At 75.2% G+C, this 16,761-nt stretch carries 16 protein-coding genes; 8 read left to right on the forward strand and 8 right to left on the reverse strand.

Features of this window, described 5'->3' with window-relative positions:
- The first annotated feature begins 87 nt into the window (after nt 1-87).
- Nucleotides 88-1,173 (forward strand): inositol-3-phosphate synthase, encoded by a 1,086-nt coding sequence (locus tag LQU92_RS14405; RefSeq protein WP_101851932.1) that lies wholly within the window; start codon nt 88-90, stop codon nt 1,171-1,173.
- Between the two features lie 151 nt (nt 1,174-1,324).
- On the opposite strand, the gene LQU92_RS14410 is transcribed toward LQU92_RS14405, so the two are convergent.
- Complete coding sequence (locus LQU92_RS14410) at nt 1,325-2,122, reverse strand: phosphatase (protein WP_101851933.1); 798 nt, start codon at nt 2,120-2,122, stop codon at nt 1,325-1,327.
- Complete coding sequence (locus LQU92_RS14415) at nt 2,119-3,378, reverse strand: glycosyltransferase (protein ID WP_230781389.1); 1,260 nt, start codon at nt 3,376-3,378, stop codon at nt 2,119-2,121. The genes LQU92_RS14410 and LQU92_RS14415 overlap by 4 nt, the downstream gene beginning before the upstream one ends.
- Before the next feature lie 157 nt (nt 3,379-3,535).
- Between LQU92_RS14415 and alr the strand changes: the two genes are divergently transcribed.
- The 5 genes from alr to tsaD are packed head-to-tail and all read left to right on the forward strand — an operon-like array spanning nt 3,536 to nt 7,644.
- Nucleotides 3,536-4,753: an alanine racemase gene (alr, locus tag LQU92_RS14420; protein ID WP_058859324.1), complete on the forward strand. Its 1,218-nt coding sequence runs from the start codon at nt 3,536-3,538 to the stop codon at nt 4,751-4,753.
- Nucleotides 4,750-5,328 carry a tRNA (adenosine(37)-N6)-threonylcarbamoyltransferase complex ATPase subunit type 1 TsaE gene (gene tsaE / locus LQU92_RS14425; protein WP_230781390.1) on the forward strand — a complete coding sequence of 193 codons (579 nt, stop codon included), beginning with the start codon at nt 4,750-4,752 and terminating at the stop codon, nt 5,326-5,328. The genes alr and tsaE overlap by 4 nt, the downstream gene beginning before the upstream one ends.
- Nucleotides 5,329-5,369: 41 nt before the next feature.
- Complete coding sequence (tsaB, locus tag LQU92_RS14430) at nt 5,370-6,044, forward strand: tRNA (adenosine(37)-N6)-threonylcarbamoyltransferase complex dimerization subunit type 1 TsaB (protein ID WP_230781391.1); 675 nt, start codon at nt 5,370-5,372, stop codon at nt 6,042-6,044.
- Nucleotides 6,041-6,559, forward strand: a complete 519-nt coding sequence (rimI, locus tag LQU92_RS14435; RefSeq protein ID WP_372906796.1) for a ribosomal protein S18-alanine N-acetyltransferase — start codon at nt 6,041-6,043, stop codon at nt 6,557-6,559. Before tsaB ends, rimI begins: the two co-directional genes overlap by 4 nt.
- Nucleotides 6,556-7,644, forward strand: coding sequence for a tRNA (adenosine(37)-N6)-threonylcarbamoyltransferase complex transferase subunit TsaD (gene tsaD, locus LQU92_RS14440; protein WP_230781392.1), 1,089 nt, complete (start codon nt 6,556-6,558; stop codon nt 7,642-7,644). Before rimI ends, tsaD begins: the two co-directional genes overlap by 4 nt.
- Nucleotides 7,645-7,663: 19 nt before the next feature.
- On the opposite strand, the gene LQU92_RS14445 is transcribed toward tsaD, so the two are convergent.
- From LQU92_RS14445 to LQU92_RS14470, 6 genes are all read right to left on the reverse strand, one after another.
- Nucleotides 7,664-8,809: a glutamate--cysteine ligase gene (locus LQU92_RS14445; RefSeq protein ID WP_101851937.1), complete on the reverse strand. Its 1,146-nt coding sequence runs from the start codon at nt 8,807-8,809 to the stop codon at nt 7,664-7,666.
- Nucleotides 8,810-8,879: 70 nt separating this feature from the next.
- On the reverse strand, nt 8,880-10,127 hold the full coding sequence (locus tag LQU92_RS14450; protein ID WP_101851938.1) for a class I SAM-dependent methyltransferase: 1,248 nt from the start codon (nt 10,125-10,127) through the stop codon (nt 8,880-8,882).
- Between the two features lie 40 nt (nt 10,128-10,167).
- Nucleotides 10,168-10,923 (reverse strand): ABC transporter ATP-binding protein, encoded by a 756-nt coding sequence (locus LQU92_RS14455; protein WP_101851939.1) that lies wholly within the window; start codon nt 10,921-10,923, stop codon nt 10,168-10,170.
- Nucleotides 10,920-11,981: an iron chelate uptake ABC transporter family permease subunit gene (locus LQU92_RS14460; protein ID WP_230781393.1), complete on the reverse strand. Its 1,062-nt coding sequence runs from the start codon at nt 11,979-11,981 to the stop codon at nt 10,920-10,922. Before LQU92_RS14460 ends, LQU92_RS14455 begins: the two co-directional genes overlap by 4 nt.
- Entirely contained in the window at nt 11,974-12,960 is a 987-nt protein-coding gene (locus tag LQU92_RS14465; RefSeq protein WP_230781394.1) for an ABC transporter permease, read from the reverse strand. Before LQU92_RS14465 ends, LQU92_RS14460 begins: the two co-directional genes overlap by 8 nt.
- Before the next feature lie 91 nt (nt 12,961-13,051).
- The gene (locus LQU92_RS14470) at nt 13,052-14,050 is read right to left on the reverse strand and encodes a siderophore ABC transporter substrate-binding protein (protein ID WP_230781395.1); all 999 of its coding nucleotides are present in this window, start codon (nt 14,048-14,050) and stop codon (nt 13,052-13,054) included.
- A 448-nt stretch (nt 14,051-14,498) separates the two neighbouring features.
- Between LQU92_RS14470 and groES the strand changes: the two genes are divergently transcribed.
- Entirely contained in the window at nt 14,499-14,795 is a 297-nt protein-coding gene (gene groES, locus LQU92_RS14475; RefSeq protein ID WP_047801805.1) for a co-chaperone GroES, read from the forward strand.
- A gap of 152 nt (nt 14,796-14,947) precedes the next feature.
- Nucleotides 14,948-16,555, forward strand: coding sequence for a chaperonin GroEL (gene groL, locus LQU92_RS14480; protein ID WP_101851943.1), 1,608 nt, complete (start codon nt 14,948-14,950; stop codon nt 16,553-16,555).
- Nucleotides 16,556-16,761: the final 206 nt, after the last annotated feature.

Consider the following 16,761-nt stretch of genomic DNA (forward strand, 5'->3'; position numbering starts at 1 on the left):
CTGTAGTCCTCCCCGCCGCACGCCCACCGGGTGCTGCCCGGGCGCGCGCCCGGCCCGGGGAGGGGACCACCACGACAAAGGAGTCCTGTGCCCCACCACCCCATCCGCGTGGCCATCGCCGGTGTCGGCAACTGCGCCTCGTCCCTCGTCCAGGGCGTGCACTACTACGCCGACGCCGACCCCGCCGAGTCCGTGCCCGGGCTCATGCACGTGGTCTTCGGCGACTACCACGTGGGCGACGTGCAGTTCGTGGCCGCCTTCGACGTCGACGCCGCCAAGGTCGGCGTGGACCTGTGCGAGGCGATCCACGCCTCGGAGAACAACACCATGACCTTCGCCGAGGTCCCGCCCACCGGGGTGACCGTCCAGCGCGGGCCCACCCTGGACGGGCTGGGGGAGTACTACCGGGCGATGGTCGAGGAGTCGGCGGCCGAGCCCGTGGACGTCGCCCAGGCCCTGCGGGACGCGCAGGTCGACGTGCTGGTCTCCTACCTGCCGGTGGGCTCCGAGGAGGCCGACCGGTTCTACGCCCAGGCGGCCCTGGACGCCGGGGTGGCCTTCGTCAACGCCCTGCCCGTGTTCATCGCCTCGGACCCGGTGTGGGCGGCGAAGTTCACCGAGGCCGGGGTGCCGATCGTCGGCGACGACATCAAGTCCCAGATCGGGGCGACGATCACCCACCGGGTGCTGGCGAAGCTGCTCGAGGACCGCGGGTACGTGCTGGACCGCACCTACCAGCTCAACGTGGGCGGGAACATGGACTTCATGAACATGCTCGAGCGCAACCGGCTGGAGTCGAAGAAGATCTCCAAGACCCAGGCGGTCACCTCCAACGTCCAGCGCGAGTTCGGCACCAAGGACGTCCACATCGGCCCCTCGGACCACGTGCCGTGGCTGGACGACCGCAAGTTCGCGTTCGTGCGGCTGGAGGGCCACGGCTTCGGCGGGGCCCCGATCTCCCTGGAGTACAAGCTGGAGGTCTGGGACTCCCCGAACTCGGCCGGGGTGATCATCGACGCGATCCGGGCGGCGAAGATCGGCCTGGACCGCGGGCTGGGCGGTCCGCTGACCTCGGCCTCGGCGTACTTCATGAAGTCCCCGGCCGAGCAGCAGGCCGACGACGTGGCCCGGGCCGGCCTCGAGGCCTTCATCCGGGGCGAGCGCGAGCGCTGAGCCACCGCAGCGGTCCCGCCCCGGACCGCGGGATCCCCCTCGGGGCGACGGGATCCCACGCCGGCACCGGCCGCCGCGCGGGATCCCGTCGTCCCGGTGGGATCCCGCGCAGCGGCGCAGGCAGGCGGAGGGCCGGTCCGGCGGGGGCCGGTCAGGCGTGGGCGGCCAGGCCCGCCCGTTCCAGGACGAACGCGGTGACCGGGTCGTAGCGGCGCGGCGGGAGGTTGTCGTCGAGGGGCACGGCGACCTCCACCTGGCCCTGGGCCTCGGCGACGAAGACGCCGGGGTCGTTGCAGTCGGCGATCGCGATCGTGCGCAGCCCCCGGGACCCGGCCGCCCCCGCGAGGCCGTGGTCGGCGACCACGAGGTCCGGCGGGGCCTGCCCGTCGCGCTCCAGCCGGTCCAGGGCCAGCTCCATCGGCCCGGGGAAGTGGGTGTGCCGCAGCCCGCCGTACTGCTCGACCATCACGACGTCCTGGATCTGTCGCACGTCGCCGTCCTCGAAGGCGAAGCCGTCGCGCACCTGCACCACGTGCGCCCCGGCGCGGCGGGCCGCGCCGGCGATGCGGGCGTAGACGGGGAACAGCCCCGCCGGGTGGCCGGTGGCCAGCAGCACCCGCCCGCCCGCGGCGACGACCTCGCCGAGCGCCGCGGCGTAGCGCTCAAGCGCCGCGACGGCCAGGGCGGCCGAGATCGTGTCCTGGCCCTCGAGGTGGCCGCGGTCGGCGGAGATGCCCACGCGCTCGCACATCAGCGCGAACACGTCGTCGAAGGACCACTCGCGGGTGCGGACCACGCCCATGTGCTGGTGCTGGTCGCCGTCGAGGAAGCCCTGGATGTTGCGCAGGTTCGCCTCGCGGGGGGTGGCCACCGGACCGGTCAGCCGGTGCTCGTCGAGATGGCGGAGGAGGTCGTCGGCGGTCGGGGCGGGGGCGGGGAAGCTGCTCACGCCCCGAGTGTATGCGCCCCGGGGCGGCCGGGGACCCGCGCCCGGGCCCGCTCGTAGACCTCCGCGGTGGCCCGGGCGGTGGCCGCCCACGAGAACCCGCGGGCGCGCCGGGCCGCGGCCTGCCCGAGCCGCTCCAGGGCGGCGGGCCGGGCCGCGAGGTCCGCGAGCGCGTGCGCCCAGGCCTCCGGCGAGCGGTCCGGCACGAGCCGGCCGGTGACCCCGTCGAGGACGGCCGTGCGCAGCCCGTCGACGTCCGTGGCCAGCACGGGGGTGCCGCAGGCCTGGGCCTCGAGGGCCACGAGCCCGAAGGTCTCCGAGGAGGAAGGAACGGCGACGACGTCGGCCCGGCGCATCCGCTGCGCGAGCCCGGCCTCGGGCAGGGCCCCGGAGAAGCGCACCGCACCCGCCAGGCCCAGCGCCCGGACCCGCGCGCGCAGGACCGCGGCGAAGGCGGGGTCGCCGACGCCGGCGAGCTCGAGCTCCACGGCGGGCGCGGACGGGTCCCGCCGCAGCGCGCCGAGGGCCTCGACGAGCACCTGCGGGCCCTTCAGCGGCTGCAGCCGGCCCGCGAAGAGCACCCGCAGCGCCCGGTCGGGCAGGCCCGGTCCGGCGGCGGCGGGGCCCGGCCGGAACACGGCGAGGTCCACCCCGGGGGCGACCACCGCCAGGCGCTGCGGGTCGGCGCCGTAGAGGGCGGCGAGCTGCTGCGCCTCGGCGCGGGTGTTGACGACCGTGGCCTCGGCGCGGGCGATCAGCCGCTCCTCGGCGTCGGCGCGGGCCGCCGGCTCGGGCGGCTCGTCCGCGGCCGCCCGCAGGTTCTTGGCCCGGGCGGTGGTGTGCAGCCCCAGCACCAGGGGGACCCCGGCGGCGTCCGCGATCCGCCGGCCGGCCTCGCCCGAGAGCCAGTAGTGGGCGTGGACGACCCGGGGCGCCTCCGGCAGGGCGGCGGCGAGCGCGGCGGCGACGGCGGGCACGAGCGGCGGCAGCTGCTCCTTGGCGGCGCCCGCCCCGCCGGGGACGGCGACCTCGTGCAGCCGCAGCCCCGGGGCGACCACCGTCGTCGTCGTCCGCGGGCCCCGGGGCGCGCCGGGGGAGCGGTCGAGGACCGCGAGGTCGACGCGCTGCCCGGCGGCGGCGAGCTCCTGCGCGAGGTGGCGGACGTAGACGTTCATCCCGCCGGCGTCCCCGGATCCCGGCTGCGCCAGGGGCGAGGTGTGCAGGCTGATCATCAGGACGGGGGCGGCGGGCTCGGGCACGGCCTCCACTCTACGGCGGCGGGCCCGGGGGCGCGGGCGGGACCGGGGGCGCAGGGGGTGCGGGCGGACCCGGATCGTGCGGGCTCCCGCGCCCGGCGGAGCCCACCGGAGCCGCACCCGTGCGCCGCGCGCCCCGGGGCGGTGCCAGAATGGTCGGGTGAGCTCCCCCGCCCCCTCCGTCCCCCTCCCGCCCGCGGGCGCCCCCGAGCGCAGCGCCGTCGTGGACCTCGCCGCCGTGCGGGCCAACGTGCGCCGGGCCCGGGAGGTCGCCGCCCCGGCCCGGCTGATGGCCGTGGTCAAGGCCGACGCCTACGGCCACGGCGCCGTGCCCGTGGCGCGCGCTGCGCTCGCGGCCGGGGCCGACGCCCTCGGGGTCGCCCACGTCGCCGAGGCCCTGCAGCTGCGCGCGGCCGGGGTCGACGCCCCGCTGCTGGCGTGGCTGCACACCGTGGGCACCGACTTCCGGGCGGGCCTGGCGGCCGGCGTCGAGCTGGGGGTCAGCGGCTGGGAGCTGGCCCCGATCGCCGAGGCGGCCCGGGCGCTGGGGACCACGGCCCGGATCCACCTGAAGATCGACACGGGCCTGGGCCGCAACGGGGCCACGGAGGCCGCCTGGCCCGGTCTCGTCCGCGCCGCCGCCGCCGCGGAGGCCGAGGGGCTGGTGGAGGTCGTGGGGATCTTCACGCACCTGGCCGTGGCCGACGAGCCCGAGCGCCCCGAGACCGCTCAGCAGCTGGCCCGCTTCCGGGCCGCCGTGGACGCCGCCCGCGCCGCGGGCCTGCGCCCGGCCACCCGCCACGCGGCGAACTCGCCGGGACTGTTCACGGCGCGGGACCAGGAGCGGCCCGAGGACATGCTCCTGGACATGGTCCGGGTCGGGGTCTGCCTCTACGGGCTCTCGCCGTTCGCCGACCGCACCCCGGAGGAGCTCGGCCTCGTCCCGGCCATGACCCTGCGCACCACGGTGAGCGCCGTCAAGGAGGTGCCCGCCGGACAGGGCGTCTCCTACGGGCTCGCCCACGTCACCGACCGGCCCACGACCCTCGCCCTGGTCCCGCTCGGCTACGCCGACGGCGTCCCGCGCGCGGCCACGGGCGGCCCCGTGCGGATCCAGGGCCGGACCTGCCCCGTGGTCGGGCGGGTCGCCATGGACCAGGTCGTCGTGGACCTCGGGGCCCCCGGTCTGGCAGCCCCCGAGCACGGGCTGCTCGGGGCGGAGGCGGTGCTCTTCGGGGCGGGGGAGAACCCCTCCGCGACCGCCTGGGCCGAGGCGGCCGGGACCATCAACTACGAGATCGTCACGCGCGTGTCCCCGAGGGTCCCCCGCGTGCACGTGGACGGCGCCCCCGCGGGCGCGGGGAAGGAGGCACCGTGACGGAGTGGACGCGCACCCTCGAGGTGGACGGACCGGCCCGGACCCAGGAGCTGGCGCAGCGGCTGGGCGCGCAGCTGCGCGCCGGCGACCTGCTCGTGCTCACGGGCGAGCTCGGCGCCGGCAAGACGACCTTCACGCAGGGCCTGGCCCGCGGGCTCGGGGTGGAGCGCGGGGTGATCTCGCCGAGCTTCGTGCTGGTGCGCCGCCACCGCGGCGGCCCCGGCCGCCCCGACCTGGTCCACGTGGACGCCTACCGGCTGGCCTCGGCGGCCGAGGTCGACGACCTCGACCTCGAGGACACCGCCGACGCGTCCGTGACCGTCGTGGAGTGGGGCGCCGGCAAGGTCGAGCACCTCGCCGGCTCCCGGCTCGAGGTGGTCCTCGAGCGCGCCGTCGGCGCCGGGGCGCTCGGGAGCCCCGGCGCCGGCCCTGCGGCCCCCGGCACCGACGGCGGCGCCTCGGCCCCCGCCCCGCACGCGGCCGGGGACCCGGAGGACGACGACGCCCCCGAGCCGCGGCGGATCACCCTCACCGGCGTGGGCCCGCGCTGGGCGGGGGGACCGCCCGCGCTGTGAGCGCGCGGCGGGGGTGCGGGCCCGGGCACTAGACTGGGCGGGTGCTTCTGCTGTGCCTGGACTCCTCCGCCACCGCCTCCGCCGCCCTGGTCTCGGACGGCGAGGTCCTGGGCGCCTACGCCAGCCCGGACACCCGCTCCCACGCCGAGGTGCTCGCCCCCGCCGTGCGGGACCTGCTCACCGCGCAGGGCCTCGGCGGGGCCGACCTCGACGGGGTGCTCGTGGGCACCGGGCCGGGCCCGTTCACGGGCCTGCGCGCCGGGATCGCCACCGCCCGGGCCCTGGCCTTCGCCTGGGACCTGCCCCTGCACGGGCTGATGAGCCTCGAGGCCGTCGCCGAGGACGTGGCCGGGCCCGCCCGTGCGGCCGGCCACGACGAGTTCCTCGTGCTCACCGACGCCCGCCGCCGGGAGGTCTACTGGGCGCGCTACGCCCTGGCCCCGGACGGACCCCGCCTCGCCGAGGGGCCCGGGGTCGGCCCGGCCGCGGAGCTGCCGGCGCTGCCCGCCTACGGCCGCGGCGCCGGGCTGTGGGCCGACCGGCTCGCCCGGCCCGTCCCGGGCCACGACCGGGCCCAGCCCTCGGCCGCGTCCCTGGGCCGCGCCGCCGCCCGCCGGACCGCCCGCGGGGAGGCGCTGGAGCGCACCACCGCCCCGCTGTACCTGCGCGAGTCCGACGCGAAGGTCCCCGGCCCCCGGAAGCGGGCCGGCGCGTGAGCGCCCGCACCGGGGGGTGGTTCCTGCGCCCCATGACCACCGCGGACCTCGCCGCGGTCCAGGCGCTCGAGCAGGAGCTGTTCCCGCTCGACGCCTGGCCGCCGGAGATGTTCGCCGCCGAGCTCGCCCAGCCCGTGTGCCGGTACTGGGTCGCGGAGCAGGACGGCGCGGTGATCGGCTACGCCGGTCTGATGTGCATCCCCCCGGTCGGCGACGTCCAGACGATCGCGGTGGTCCCCGGGCACGAGGGCCGCGGCATCGGCACCGCCCTGCTGCGGACCCTGCACGAGCACGCCCGCGGCCTCGGCGCCGACCGGATGATGCTCGAGGTCCGCGCGGACAACCCCCGCGCCCAGCAGCTCTACCGCCGCCACGGCTACGAGCAGATCCACGTCCGCCCCCGCTACTACCGCGACGGCGGCGACGCGCTCGTGATGTGCCGCCCGCTGGGGCCGGAGGGCCCCGCCGACCCCGCCGGCGCCGCCGGCCCCGTTCCCGAGGAGGACGCGCCATGACCGACGGACCCCTGGTGCTGGGCATCGAGTCCTCGTGCGACGAGACGGGGGTGGGCGTCGTGCGCGGGCGCACCCTGCTGGCCAACACCGTCTCCTCCTCGATGGCCGAGCACGTGCGCTTCGGCGGGGTGATCCCCGAGATCGCCTCCCGCGCCCACCTCGACGCCCTCGTGCCGACCCTGCGCGCCGCCCTCGACGAGGCCGGGGTCCGGCTGCAGGACGTCGACGCCCTCGCCGTGACCTCCGGGCCGGGCCTGGCCGGGGCGCTGATGGTCGGCGTCGCCGCCGCCAAGGCGCTGGCCGTGGCCACGGGCAAGCCCCTGTACGCCGTCAACCACCTCGTCGCCCACGTCAGCGTGGGCCTGCTCGAGGGCACCGGGGTCCCCGGCCCGGCCGCCGGCCGCGCGGACGGCGGGCTCGGGGCGCTGCTCGTCTCCGGCGGGCACACCGAGATCCTCGCGGTCGAGGAGCTCGCCCGGGACGTCCGGCTGCTGGGGGCGACCCTCGACGACGCCGCCGGGGAGGCCTACGACAAGGTCGCCCGCGTCCTGGGCCTGGACTACCCCGGCGGACCCGCGATCGACGCCGCCGCCCGCGAGGGCGACCCCGCGGCCTTCCGCCTGCCCCGCGGGCTGAGCGCCGGCAAGTACATGGGCTCCGCCGAGCGGCCCGGCCCGCACCGCTACGACTTCTCCTTCTCCGGGCTCAAGACCGCCGTCGCCCGCGTCGTGGAGGACTTCGAGGCCCGCGGCGAGCCCGTGCCGGTGGCCGACGTCGCCGCGTCCTTCCAGGAGGCCGTGGCCGACGTGATCACCCGCAAGGCCGTGCTCGCGTGCACCGAGCAGGGCCTGGACACGCTGCTGCTGGGCGGGGGCGTGGCCGCGAACTCGCGGCTGCGCGCGCTCACCGCCGAGCGCTGCGCCGAGCACGGGATCGAGCTCGTGGTCCCGGAGCTGTCGCTGTGCACCGACAACGGGGCGATGGTCGCCGCGCTCGCCGCCCGCGTCGTCGCCGAGGGCGGGCAGCCCTCCGACCTGGGCTTCCCGGCGGACTCCTCCCTGCCGGTCACGACCGTCACCGTCTGAGCCGGCCGGCCCGGGGGCGTCAGGCGTTCTCGCGGGTGCGGCGGACGATGTCCAGGGCGACGGCCCGCAGGTCGCCGTCGTGCGCACGGGCGACGTCCCGCTGGCGCTGGTAGCCGGCGCCGTCCCGGTAGATCCGCTCGACGTCGGCGAGCTCGCGGGCGCAGCCCAGCCGCGCGGCGACGGGCTCGAGCCGGTCCAGCAGCCGCTCGAGGTCCTCGCGCAGGTCCCGCTCGGTGTTCTGCGCGTCGGTGATCACCTGGGCGTCGAGGCCGTAGCGGGCCGCCCGCCACTTGTTCTCCCGCACGTGCCACGGCTGCAGCCGCGGCCGCGTGCGGCCGGCCTCGACGTCCGCGGCCAGGGAGTGGGCCAGGCACTGGGTGAGGGCGGTGAGGGCCCCGACCTCCCACAGGGTCGAGAGCCCGTCGCAGAAGCGCACCTCGTTGGTGCCCAGGCGGGGGACCGGGCGCACGTCCCACCGGCACTCGCTGATCTCCTCGATGATGCCCGTGGCGATCATGTCCTCGATGCAGCGCTCGTACTCGTCCCACGTGTCGAAGGGGTAGGGCAGCCCGGCGGTGGAGAGCTGCTGGAAGATCATGGACCGCTGCGAGGCGTAGCCGGTGTCCTGACCGTCCCAGAACGGGGAGTTGGCGGACAGGGCCAGCAGGTGCGGGTAGTGGGCCAGCATCCCGTCGAGCACCGGAAGGGCCTTGGCGCGGGAGTCGAGGCCCACGTGCACGTGCACGCCGAAGATCACCATCTGCCGGCCCCAGTACTGGGTGCGGTCCACGAGCTTGTGGTAGCGCTGCTTGTCGGTGACCTGCTGGTCCTGCCAGCGCGCGAACGGGTGGGTGCCGGCGGCGAAGATCTCGAGGCCGCGCGGGTCGGCGACGGCGCGGATCTCGTCCATCATCAGCGCGAGCTGCTCGGTGGTCCCGGCCACGTCCCGGCACACGCCCGTGACCATCTCGATGGTGTTGAGCAGGAACTCCCCGGTCAGGTGCGGGTGGTCGCCGTCGCGGGCCCACTCGGGGCGGGCCTCGAGCACCGCCTCGTAGGTCTCCCGCCCCCGGGGGACGAGGTCGCCGTCGGCGGCGTCGACGAGGGCGACCTCCCACTCGACGCCGAGCGTCGACTGGTCGGAGCGGGCGAACGAGATCTCCACGCGGCAGATTCCTATCGTGCTGTGGGGCGGGTGCCCGGCCGGGTGCGGACGGCGGCGCCCGCGGGGAGCCTCAGTCTACGGTTTCCACGACGAGCACGACGCGCTGCTCCCCGTCCCGGCCGCCGTCCCCGGTGCCGGTGCGCGTCACCACCAGGGTCGCCCGGTGGGGGCCCTTCGGGGCGAGCCGGCGGCGCAGCTCCTCCGGGGTGACGTCGGTGCCGCGCTTCTTGATCTCCAGGGTGCCGACCCCGTGCTCGCGCACCCACCGCCGCAGCACCTTGACGTTGTGCGGCAGCACCTCCCGCACCCGGTAGGCGCGGGCGAAGGGGGTGGGGACGTGCTCGTCGGCGCCGAGGTACGCGATGCGGGGGTGGACCAGCCGGGCGCCGATCCGGCGGGCGAGGTCGGCGACCAGCCCGGCGCGGATCACGGCCCCGTCCGGCTCGTAGAGCCAGTCCCCGACCGGTCCGAGCGGCGCGTCCTCGTGGGCGGGGTCGGCGTCGCGGGGGCTGGTCAGCTCCGCGGACCCGTGCGCGCCGAGCACGAGGGCGGCCCGCCGGACCCCGGGCCGGGCCACGGCGCCGAACCAGAGCACGAGCTCCACGACGTCCCCTCGGTCGGAGACCCACTGGGCCTCGCACCCCGGCGGCAGGGCCTCGTGCGGGACGCCGGGTCCGAGCTTCACGCCCACGGGCAGCCCGCGGGCGGCGAGCGCCTCGGCGAAGGACAGGGGCGGGGAGAACGCCTCGGGGTCGAAGAGGCGCCGGGTCCCGGACGACGACGTCGTGCGCCGTGCCGGGTCCAGCCACACCCCGTCGGGCGGCCCGCCCGGCAGCGCGGCGAGGTCCAGGTCCTCGGCGTCGGCGTGCAGCACGGTCGCCTCGGGGAAGGGGGTGAGGTTGACGGTCGCGACCGCCGCAGTGGTCTCGTCGCGCTCGACGGCCGTGACCCGCCGGTCGAGGGCGGCCAGGGCGAGGGCGTCCGCGCCGATCCCGCAGCCGAGGTCGGCGACGTGGCGGACCCCGGCGTCGGCGAAGCGGCGGGCGTGCAGGGCGGCCACGCGCAGGCGGGTGGCCTGCTCGAGCCCGGCCCGGGTGAAGAGCATGCGCCCGGCGAAGTCCCCGAACTTCTCGCGGGCGCGGGTGCGCAGCCGCGCCTGGGTCAGCGCCGCGGAGACGAGCTCCGGGGGGTGCCCGGCGGCCCGCAGCCGGGAGACCTCCTCGAGGGCGCCGGTGCCGTCGTAGGCGCCGAGGGAGTCGAGCAGGGCCATCCCCTCGCGCGTGAGCAGGGGTGCGATCTCGGTCGCCTCGTCGTGCATCGTCCCACCCTATCCGGGGCGCAGGGGAGGCCGGGCCCGCTCAGTAGAAGGTGGCCAGCCGGCCGCGGGGGCCCTCGAGGACCGTCACGGGGGTCTCGAAGACCCGGGTGAGGACCGCGTCGTCCATGATCTCGGCGGGGGTGCCGAACTCCACGACCCGCCCGTCCTTCACGGCGCAGATCCGGTCGGCGTAGTGGCTGGCGAAGTTCACGTCGTGCAGCACGATCAGGATGGTGCGCCCCATCTCGTCGCAGGCCCGGCGCAGGTGCTGCATCATCGACACGGAGTGGCGCATGTCGAGGTTGTTCAGCGGCTCGTCCAGCAGCACGTGGTCGGTCTCCTGCGCGAGGACCATGGCCACGTAGGCGCGCTGGCGCTGCCCGCCCGAGAGCTGGTCGAGGTAGCGGTGCTCGAGGGGGGACAGGTCCAGGAAGTCGATGCAGCGGCTGATGACCTGCTCGTCCGCGGGGGTGAGCCGCCCGCGGCTGTGCGGGAAGCGCCCGAAGCCGACCAGCTGGCGGACCGTGAGCCGGGTGACGTAGTGGTTCTCCTGGCGCAGGACCGACACGATCCGGGCCAGGTCCTGGGAGCGGGTGCCGGCCACGTCGTAGCCGGCGATCTCGATGGTGCCGGCGTCGAGGTCGAGCAGCCGCCCGATCATCGTCAGCAGCGTGGACTTGCCCGCTCCGTTGGGCCCGATCAGGGCGGTCATCCCGCCCGAGGGGATCTCGAGGTCGACGGGGCCGACCGTGACCTCCTCGCCGTAGGTCTTGCGCACGTTCGCGAGGGTGATCACAGCCGGCCCTTTCGGAGGATGACGTAGAGGAAGACGGAGCCCCCGACGAGCTCGATGATGATCGAGACGACGCCCTGGGCGTAGAAGACGTGGTTGAGCACGAAGTAGGCGCCCGTCAGGACGGTGAACCCGGTGAGCACCGCGACGGGGAGGACGTGGCGGTGGTCGTGGGTGCCCGCGAGCTGATAGGCGAGCGTGGCCACGAGGAAGCCCAGGAAGGTCATGGGGCCCACCAGGGCGGTGGAGACGGCCATGAGCACGGAGACGAGGAACAGCGTGCGCATCACCTCGGCGCGGTGCCGCAGCCCCAGGTTGAGGCTGACGTCCCGGCCCATGGCGACGACGTCCAGCCGCCGCGAGGAGCACCACAGGGCGGCGCCGGCGGCGAGGCACAGGGGGATCGCGACGGGCAGGTAGTCGGCGTGGGCGTTGGTCACGGAGCCGAACAGGCGGGCGGAGAGGACGTCGAAGTCGCTGGGGGAGAGCAGCCGCTGCATGAAGGTCGACACGGACCCGAGCCCGCCGCCGATGACGATGCCCACGAGCAGCATCACCTGGAGGTTGCCGTACCGGCCGGAGAGCAGCCACCCGTAGAGGGCCAGGGAGAGCCCGACCATGAGCGCGACCTGCAGGAGGAACTGCGGCACCCCCTGCAGGACCAGCAGCCCCGCGGCCCCCAGGAAGTAGACGGTGGAGGTCTGGACCGCCACGTAGAGGGACTCGAAGCCCATGATCGACGGGGTGATGATGCGGTTGGTGGTGGCCGTCTGGAAGCTCACGGTCGCCATCGCCTGGCAGAAGGCGACGACGGCCATGACGACCACGCTCGTCGCCCGGCGCTCGGCGATGAGCCAGAAGCCCTCCGAGCCCACGGGCATGGGGTTGTCCCAGGCGAGCAGCCCGAAGGCGAAGCCGCAGGACGCGAGGGCGAGCACGGTCAGGAGGACCCAGTAGCGGCGGCGGGCCCGGGCGGTCGGGAAGGCCCCGGCGCCGCCGCGCTCGTGGGCCGCCGCGGGCGGCGGGGACGGGGGTGCGGGGGCGGTCACGGTCTCAGCCACGCCGGCGCTGCCTCAGGAGCAGGTGGACGAACACCACGGCGCCGACGATCCCGAGGACCACCGAGACGGGGATCTCGAAGGGCATGATCAGGAGCCTGCCGATCAGGTCGCAGACCGTGACGACGGCGATGCCCAGCAGGCACACCCACGGCAGGTTGGAGCGCAGGTCGTCGCCGCGGACCATCGAGACGATGTTGGGGACGATCAGCCCCAGGAACGGCAGGTTGCCGACGACGACGGTGACGACGCCGGTGGCCACCGCGATCAGACCGGTGCCGAGCAGGACGGTGCGGTGGTAGTCCAGCCCGACGTTGGTCGCGACGTCCTCGCCGAGGCCGGCGACGGTGAGGCGGTCGGCCACGAGGAAGACCGCGACGACGACGAGCAGCACGATCCACAGGACCTCGTACTGCCCGCGCAGCACCGAGGTGAAGCTGCCGGCGAACCACACCCCCAGGCTCTGGAGCATGTCCGTCTGCAGGGCCAGGAACGTCGAGACGGACCCGACCACCGCGCCCAGCATGATCCCGACGATGGGCACGACCAGCGAGGAGCGCAGCGAGACGCGGCGCAGGAAGAGGAAGAAGACCATGGTGCCGAGGAAGGCCGCGGCCACGGCCCCGGCCATGCGGGTGAGCAGGCTCGCGGTGGGCACGAGCAGCGTCACGACGAGCAGCCCGAGCCCAGCCCACTCGGTGGTGCCGGTCGTGGTGGGCTCCACGAACCGGTTCTGGGTGAGCAGCTGCATCACCAGCCCGGACATGGCCATCGCGGCCCCGGCGAGCACGAGGGCGATCGTGCGCGGGACGCGGGTGATGGCGAACATCTCGCCGCCGTCCTCGGCGCCGAAGACGTCGTAGACCCCGGTGAGCAGGGACGCGCCCAGCAGGGCCGCGACCCCGAGCACGCCGAGGAGCAGCCTCCGGTCGAAGAGGGTCTCGCGGGCCCTGCGGGCGGGCCCGGAGAGGGTCGTCGTCATGGGTGAAGCCTTTCCGTCGGCCGTCGTGCCGGGGAGCGGCGGTGGCGGGGCCCGCTGCGCGCGGGCCCCGCCACCGGCCGGGTCCGGGGGATCAGTCCTGCTCGCCCATGGCGTCGGCCAGGGTGTCGAAGAACTCGGTGTAGGTCTGGATGCCCTCGTTCGTGTAGGTGTCCTTGGGCATGTACACGACGTGGCCCTCCTGCACGGCCGTGACGCCGCGCAGCGCCTCGGCGTTCTCGACGACCTCCTGGGCGGGGGTGTACTCCGGCTCGTCGGCGGCGACCGCGGCGTCGCGGTCCATCACGAGGATCCAGTCGGGGTCGGACCCGGCGATCGCCTCGACCGAGATGTCGTCGCCCTGGTGGTCGTCGCTGGCGCCCTCGACCTCGAGCGCGGGCTCGAAGCCGAAGAGGTCGAACAGCGGGCCGAGGGTGCGGCCCTTCCCGGGGGCGATGTAGCCGATCTCGCCGCCGGAGACGGTGACGGCCATGACCGTGTCCCCGGGCCGGTAGCCGTCGAGCACGCGCTGGACGGCGGCGTCGAGCTCTCCGTTGAGCTCCTCCGCCTCGGCGGTCTTCCCGAAGATCTCGCCCAGGACGGTGGTCTGCCGCTTGAGCTCCGCGTCGAGGGGCTCGTTCTCGCGGGGGTCGAGCTCGACGACCGCGGCCTCGGGGACCAGCCCGGCGAGGTCCTCGCGGTACTGGGCGAAGCGCTGGCCGTTGACGACCACGTCGGGGTCGGCGGCGACGACCGCCTCGAGGTCGGGCTCGCGGTGGGTGCCCAGGTCGACGATCGACTCGTCGTCGGCGTAGGCAATGGTGTCCGGCATGAGCGCGCGGGGGGCCGCGGCGAGCTCGACGCCCCAGTCGGCCAGCGTCTCGAAGGTCCGGTTGTCGGTGGCGACCACGGAGGCCGGCGGGACCTCGACGGTCTGGGTGCCGTGGTTGTCCTCGATCTCGACCGTGCTGGTGGAGGAGGAGGCGGTGCCGCCGGCCTCGGCGGTGCTGCCGGCACTCGAGCAGCCGGCCAGGGCGAGCGCGGAGGCGGTGGCCAGCAGGACCGAGGAGCGCTGGAGCAGGGTGCGGGTCATGGGTCGATCTCTCTTCTGCAGGGCGGCGGGGCCTCGGGCCCCGCCGGGTCGCGGTGGGCACGGCGGATCGCGCGCCGGAGCGCGGGATGCGTCGGGTCGGGCACCGGTCCTCGGCCGAGTTAGGTGTGCCTTAGTGGTCAACCTAGACCGGCGTGCCGCCGTGAGGCAAATCATTGGCGAACACGGGCGTGACCTAATTGGGCGGGCTCCGTCGGCCGGTGCGCGGCCCCGCCGGGGCGCCCCCGGCGGGGCCGCTGGCACTCGCCTTGACCGTCTGCCAGCCCCCTCCTACAGTTGGCCTTAGCACTCTCCGGGTGAGGGTGCTAAGGGCCAGGCGATCGATCGGCACCGCGACGACGGTTGGTGCGCCAACCGGCCCGAAGCACGACCCAGCGGGCCCCGCCCGCGGTCGCCCACCGTTTTCCACGCCTACAGAGAAGGAGAGATCGTGTCGGTCTCCATCAAGCCCCTCGAGGATCGCATCGTCGTCCAGCCGCTCGCCGCCGAGCAGACCACGGCGTCCGGCCTCGTCATCCCCGACACCGCCAAGGAGAAGCCCCAGGAGGGCAAGGTCCTGGCCGTGGGCCCGGGTCGCGTCGACGACTCCGGCAACCGCATCCCCGTCGACGTCAAGGAGGGCGACGTCGTCATCTTCTCGAAGTACGGCGGGACCGAGGTGAAGTACAACGGCGAGGAGTACCTGGTGCTCCCGGCCCGCGACGTGCTCGCCGTCGTCGAGAAGTAGTCCCGGCGCACCGCACACCTGCGACGAAGGGTGCCCGCCGCACGCACCGCCCGCCCGGCGGGCCGCGGCCGGCACCCTTCGCCGGTTCCCCCTCCGACCCGCCGCCCGCCCGGCGGCCCGGTCCAGCCCATCCCCGAAGGAGCTTTCCGTCCATGGCCAAGCAGCTGGCATTCGACGACGCCGCCCGCAAGTCCCTCGAGAACGGCGTCAACAAGCTCGCCGACACCGTCAAGGTGACCCTCGGCCCGCGCGGGCGCAACGTCGTGCTCGACAAGAAGTGGGGCGCCCCCACGATCACCAACGACGGCGTGACCATCGCCCGCGAGGTCGAGCTCGAGGACCCGTACGAGAACCTCGGCGCGCAGCTCGCGAAGGAGGTCGCCACCAAGACCAACGACGTCGCCGGTGACGGCACCACCACCGCGACCGTCCTCGCCCAGTCCCTGGTCCGCGAGGGCCTGCGCAACGTCGCCGCCGGGGCCGAGCCGCTCGCGCTCAAGCGCGGCATCGAGAAGTCGGTCGAGGCCGTCTCCGCGCGCCTGCTCGAGAACGCCCGGCCCGTCGAGGGCGAGAACGTCGCCCACGTCGCCACCATCTCCGCCCAGGACCGCTCGATCGGCGAGCTCATCGCCCGCGCCTTCGAGACCGTCGGCAAGGACGGGGTCATCACCATCGAGGACGGCTCCACCACGGAGGTCGAGCTCGAGGTCACCGAGGGCATGCAGTTCGACAAGGGCTACCTCTCGCCGTCGTTCGTCACGGACGCCGAGCGCCAGGAGGCCGTCCTCGAGAACGGCGTCGTGCTGCTCTACCAGGGCAAGATCTCCACCGTGGCCGAGCTCATGCCCGTGCTCGAGAAGGTCGTCCAGGCCAAGAAGCCGCTGACGATCATCGCCGAGGACGTCGAGGGCGAGGCCCTGTCCACCCTCGTGGTGAACAAGCTGCGCGGCACCCTCGACGTCGTGGCCCTGAAGGCCCCGGGCTTCGGCGACCGCCGCAAGGCGATCCTGCAGGACCTCGCCGTGCTCACCGGCGGCGAGCTGATCACCGCCGAGCTGGGCATCAGCCTGGACCAGGTCACCCTGGAGCAGCTGGGCACCGCCCGCCGCGTCACCGTGACCAAGAACACCACCACGGTCGTGGACGGCGGCGGCTCCGAGGCCGCCATCCAGGAGCGGGTCGCCACGATCCGCGCCGAGGCCGAGCGCACGGACTCCGACTGGGACCGCGAGAAGCTCCAGGAGCGCCTCGCCAAGCTCGCCGGCGGCGTGTCCGTGATCAAGGTCGGCGCCGCGACCGAGGTCGAGGCCAAGGAGCGCAAGCACCGCATCGAGGACGCCGTCTCCTCGACCCGCGCCGCCCTCGAGCAGGGCATCGTGGCCGGCGGCGGCTCCGCGCTCCTCCAGGCCGCGAAGGTCCTCGACGAGTCCGACCTCGGCCTCACCGGGGACGCCGCGACCGCGCTGAAGATCGTCCGCCGCGCCCTGCGCCAGCCCCTGTACTGGATCGCGCAGAACGCCGGGCAGGACGGGGCCGTGGTCGTCTCCCGCGTCGCCGAGCTCGGGACCGGTCACGGCTACGACGCCGCGACCGGCGAGTACACCGACCTGGTCGCCGCGGGCATCATCGATCCCGTCAAGGTCACCCGCTCCGCGCTGCAGAACGCGGCCTCCATCGCCGCGCTCGTGCTGACGACCGAGACCCTCGTCACGGACAAGCCCGCCGACGAGGACGAGAAGGGGCACGGCCACCGGCACTGACGGCCCCGCCGGCGGTCCCGCACCACGGGCCCGTCCTTCCCCGAACGGGGGAGGGCGGGCCCGTCGTCGTCACCGGCTCCGGTAGAGTGCGGGGGATCCGCCCGACGACCGCCCGCCGCGACCGCGGCGCGCCCAGGAGAGCCCCCCATGACCAGCAGCCTCGGCCGGCAGGCCCCGGGAACCGCCGACGCGCAGGACCGTCCCAC

This window comes from Kocuria sp. LUK (assembly GCF_021012935.1).
Taxonomy (GTDB): domain Bacteria; phylum Actinomycetota; class Actinomycetes; order Actinomycetales; family Micrococcaceae; genus Kocuria; species Kocuria flava.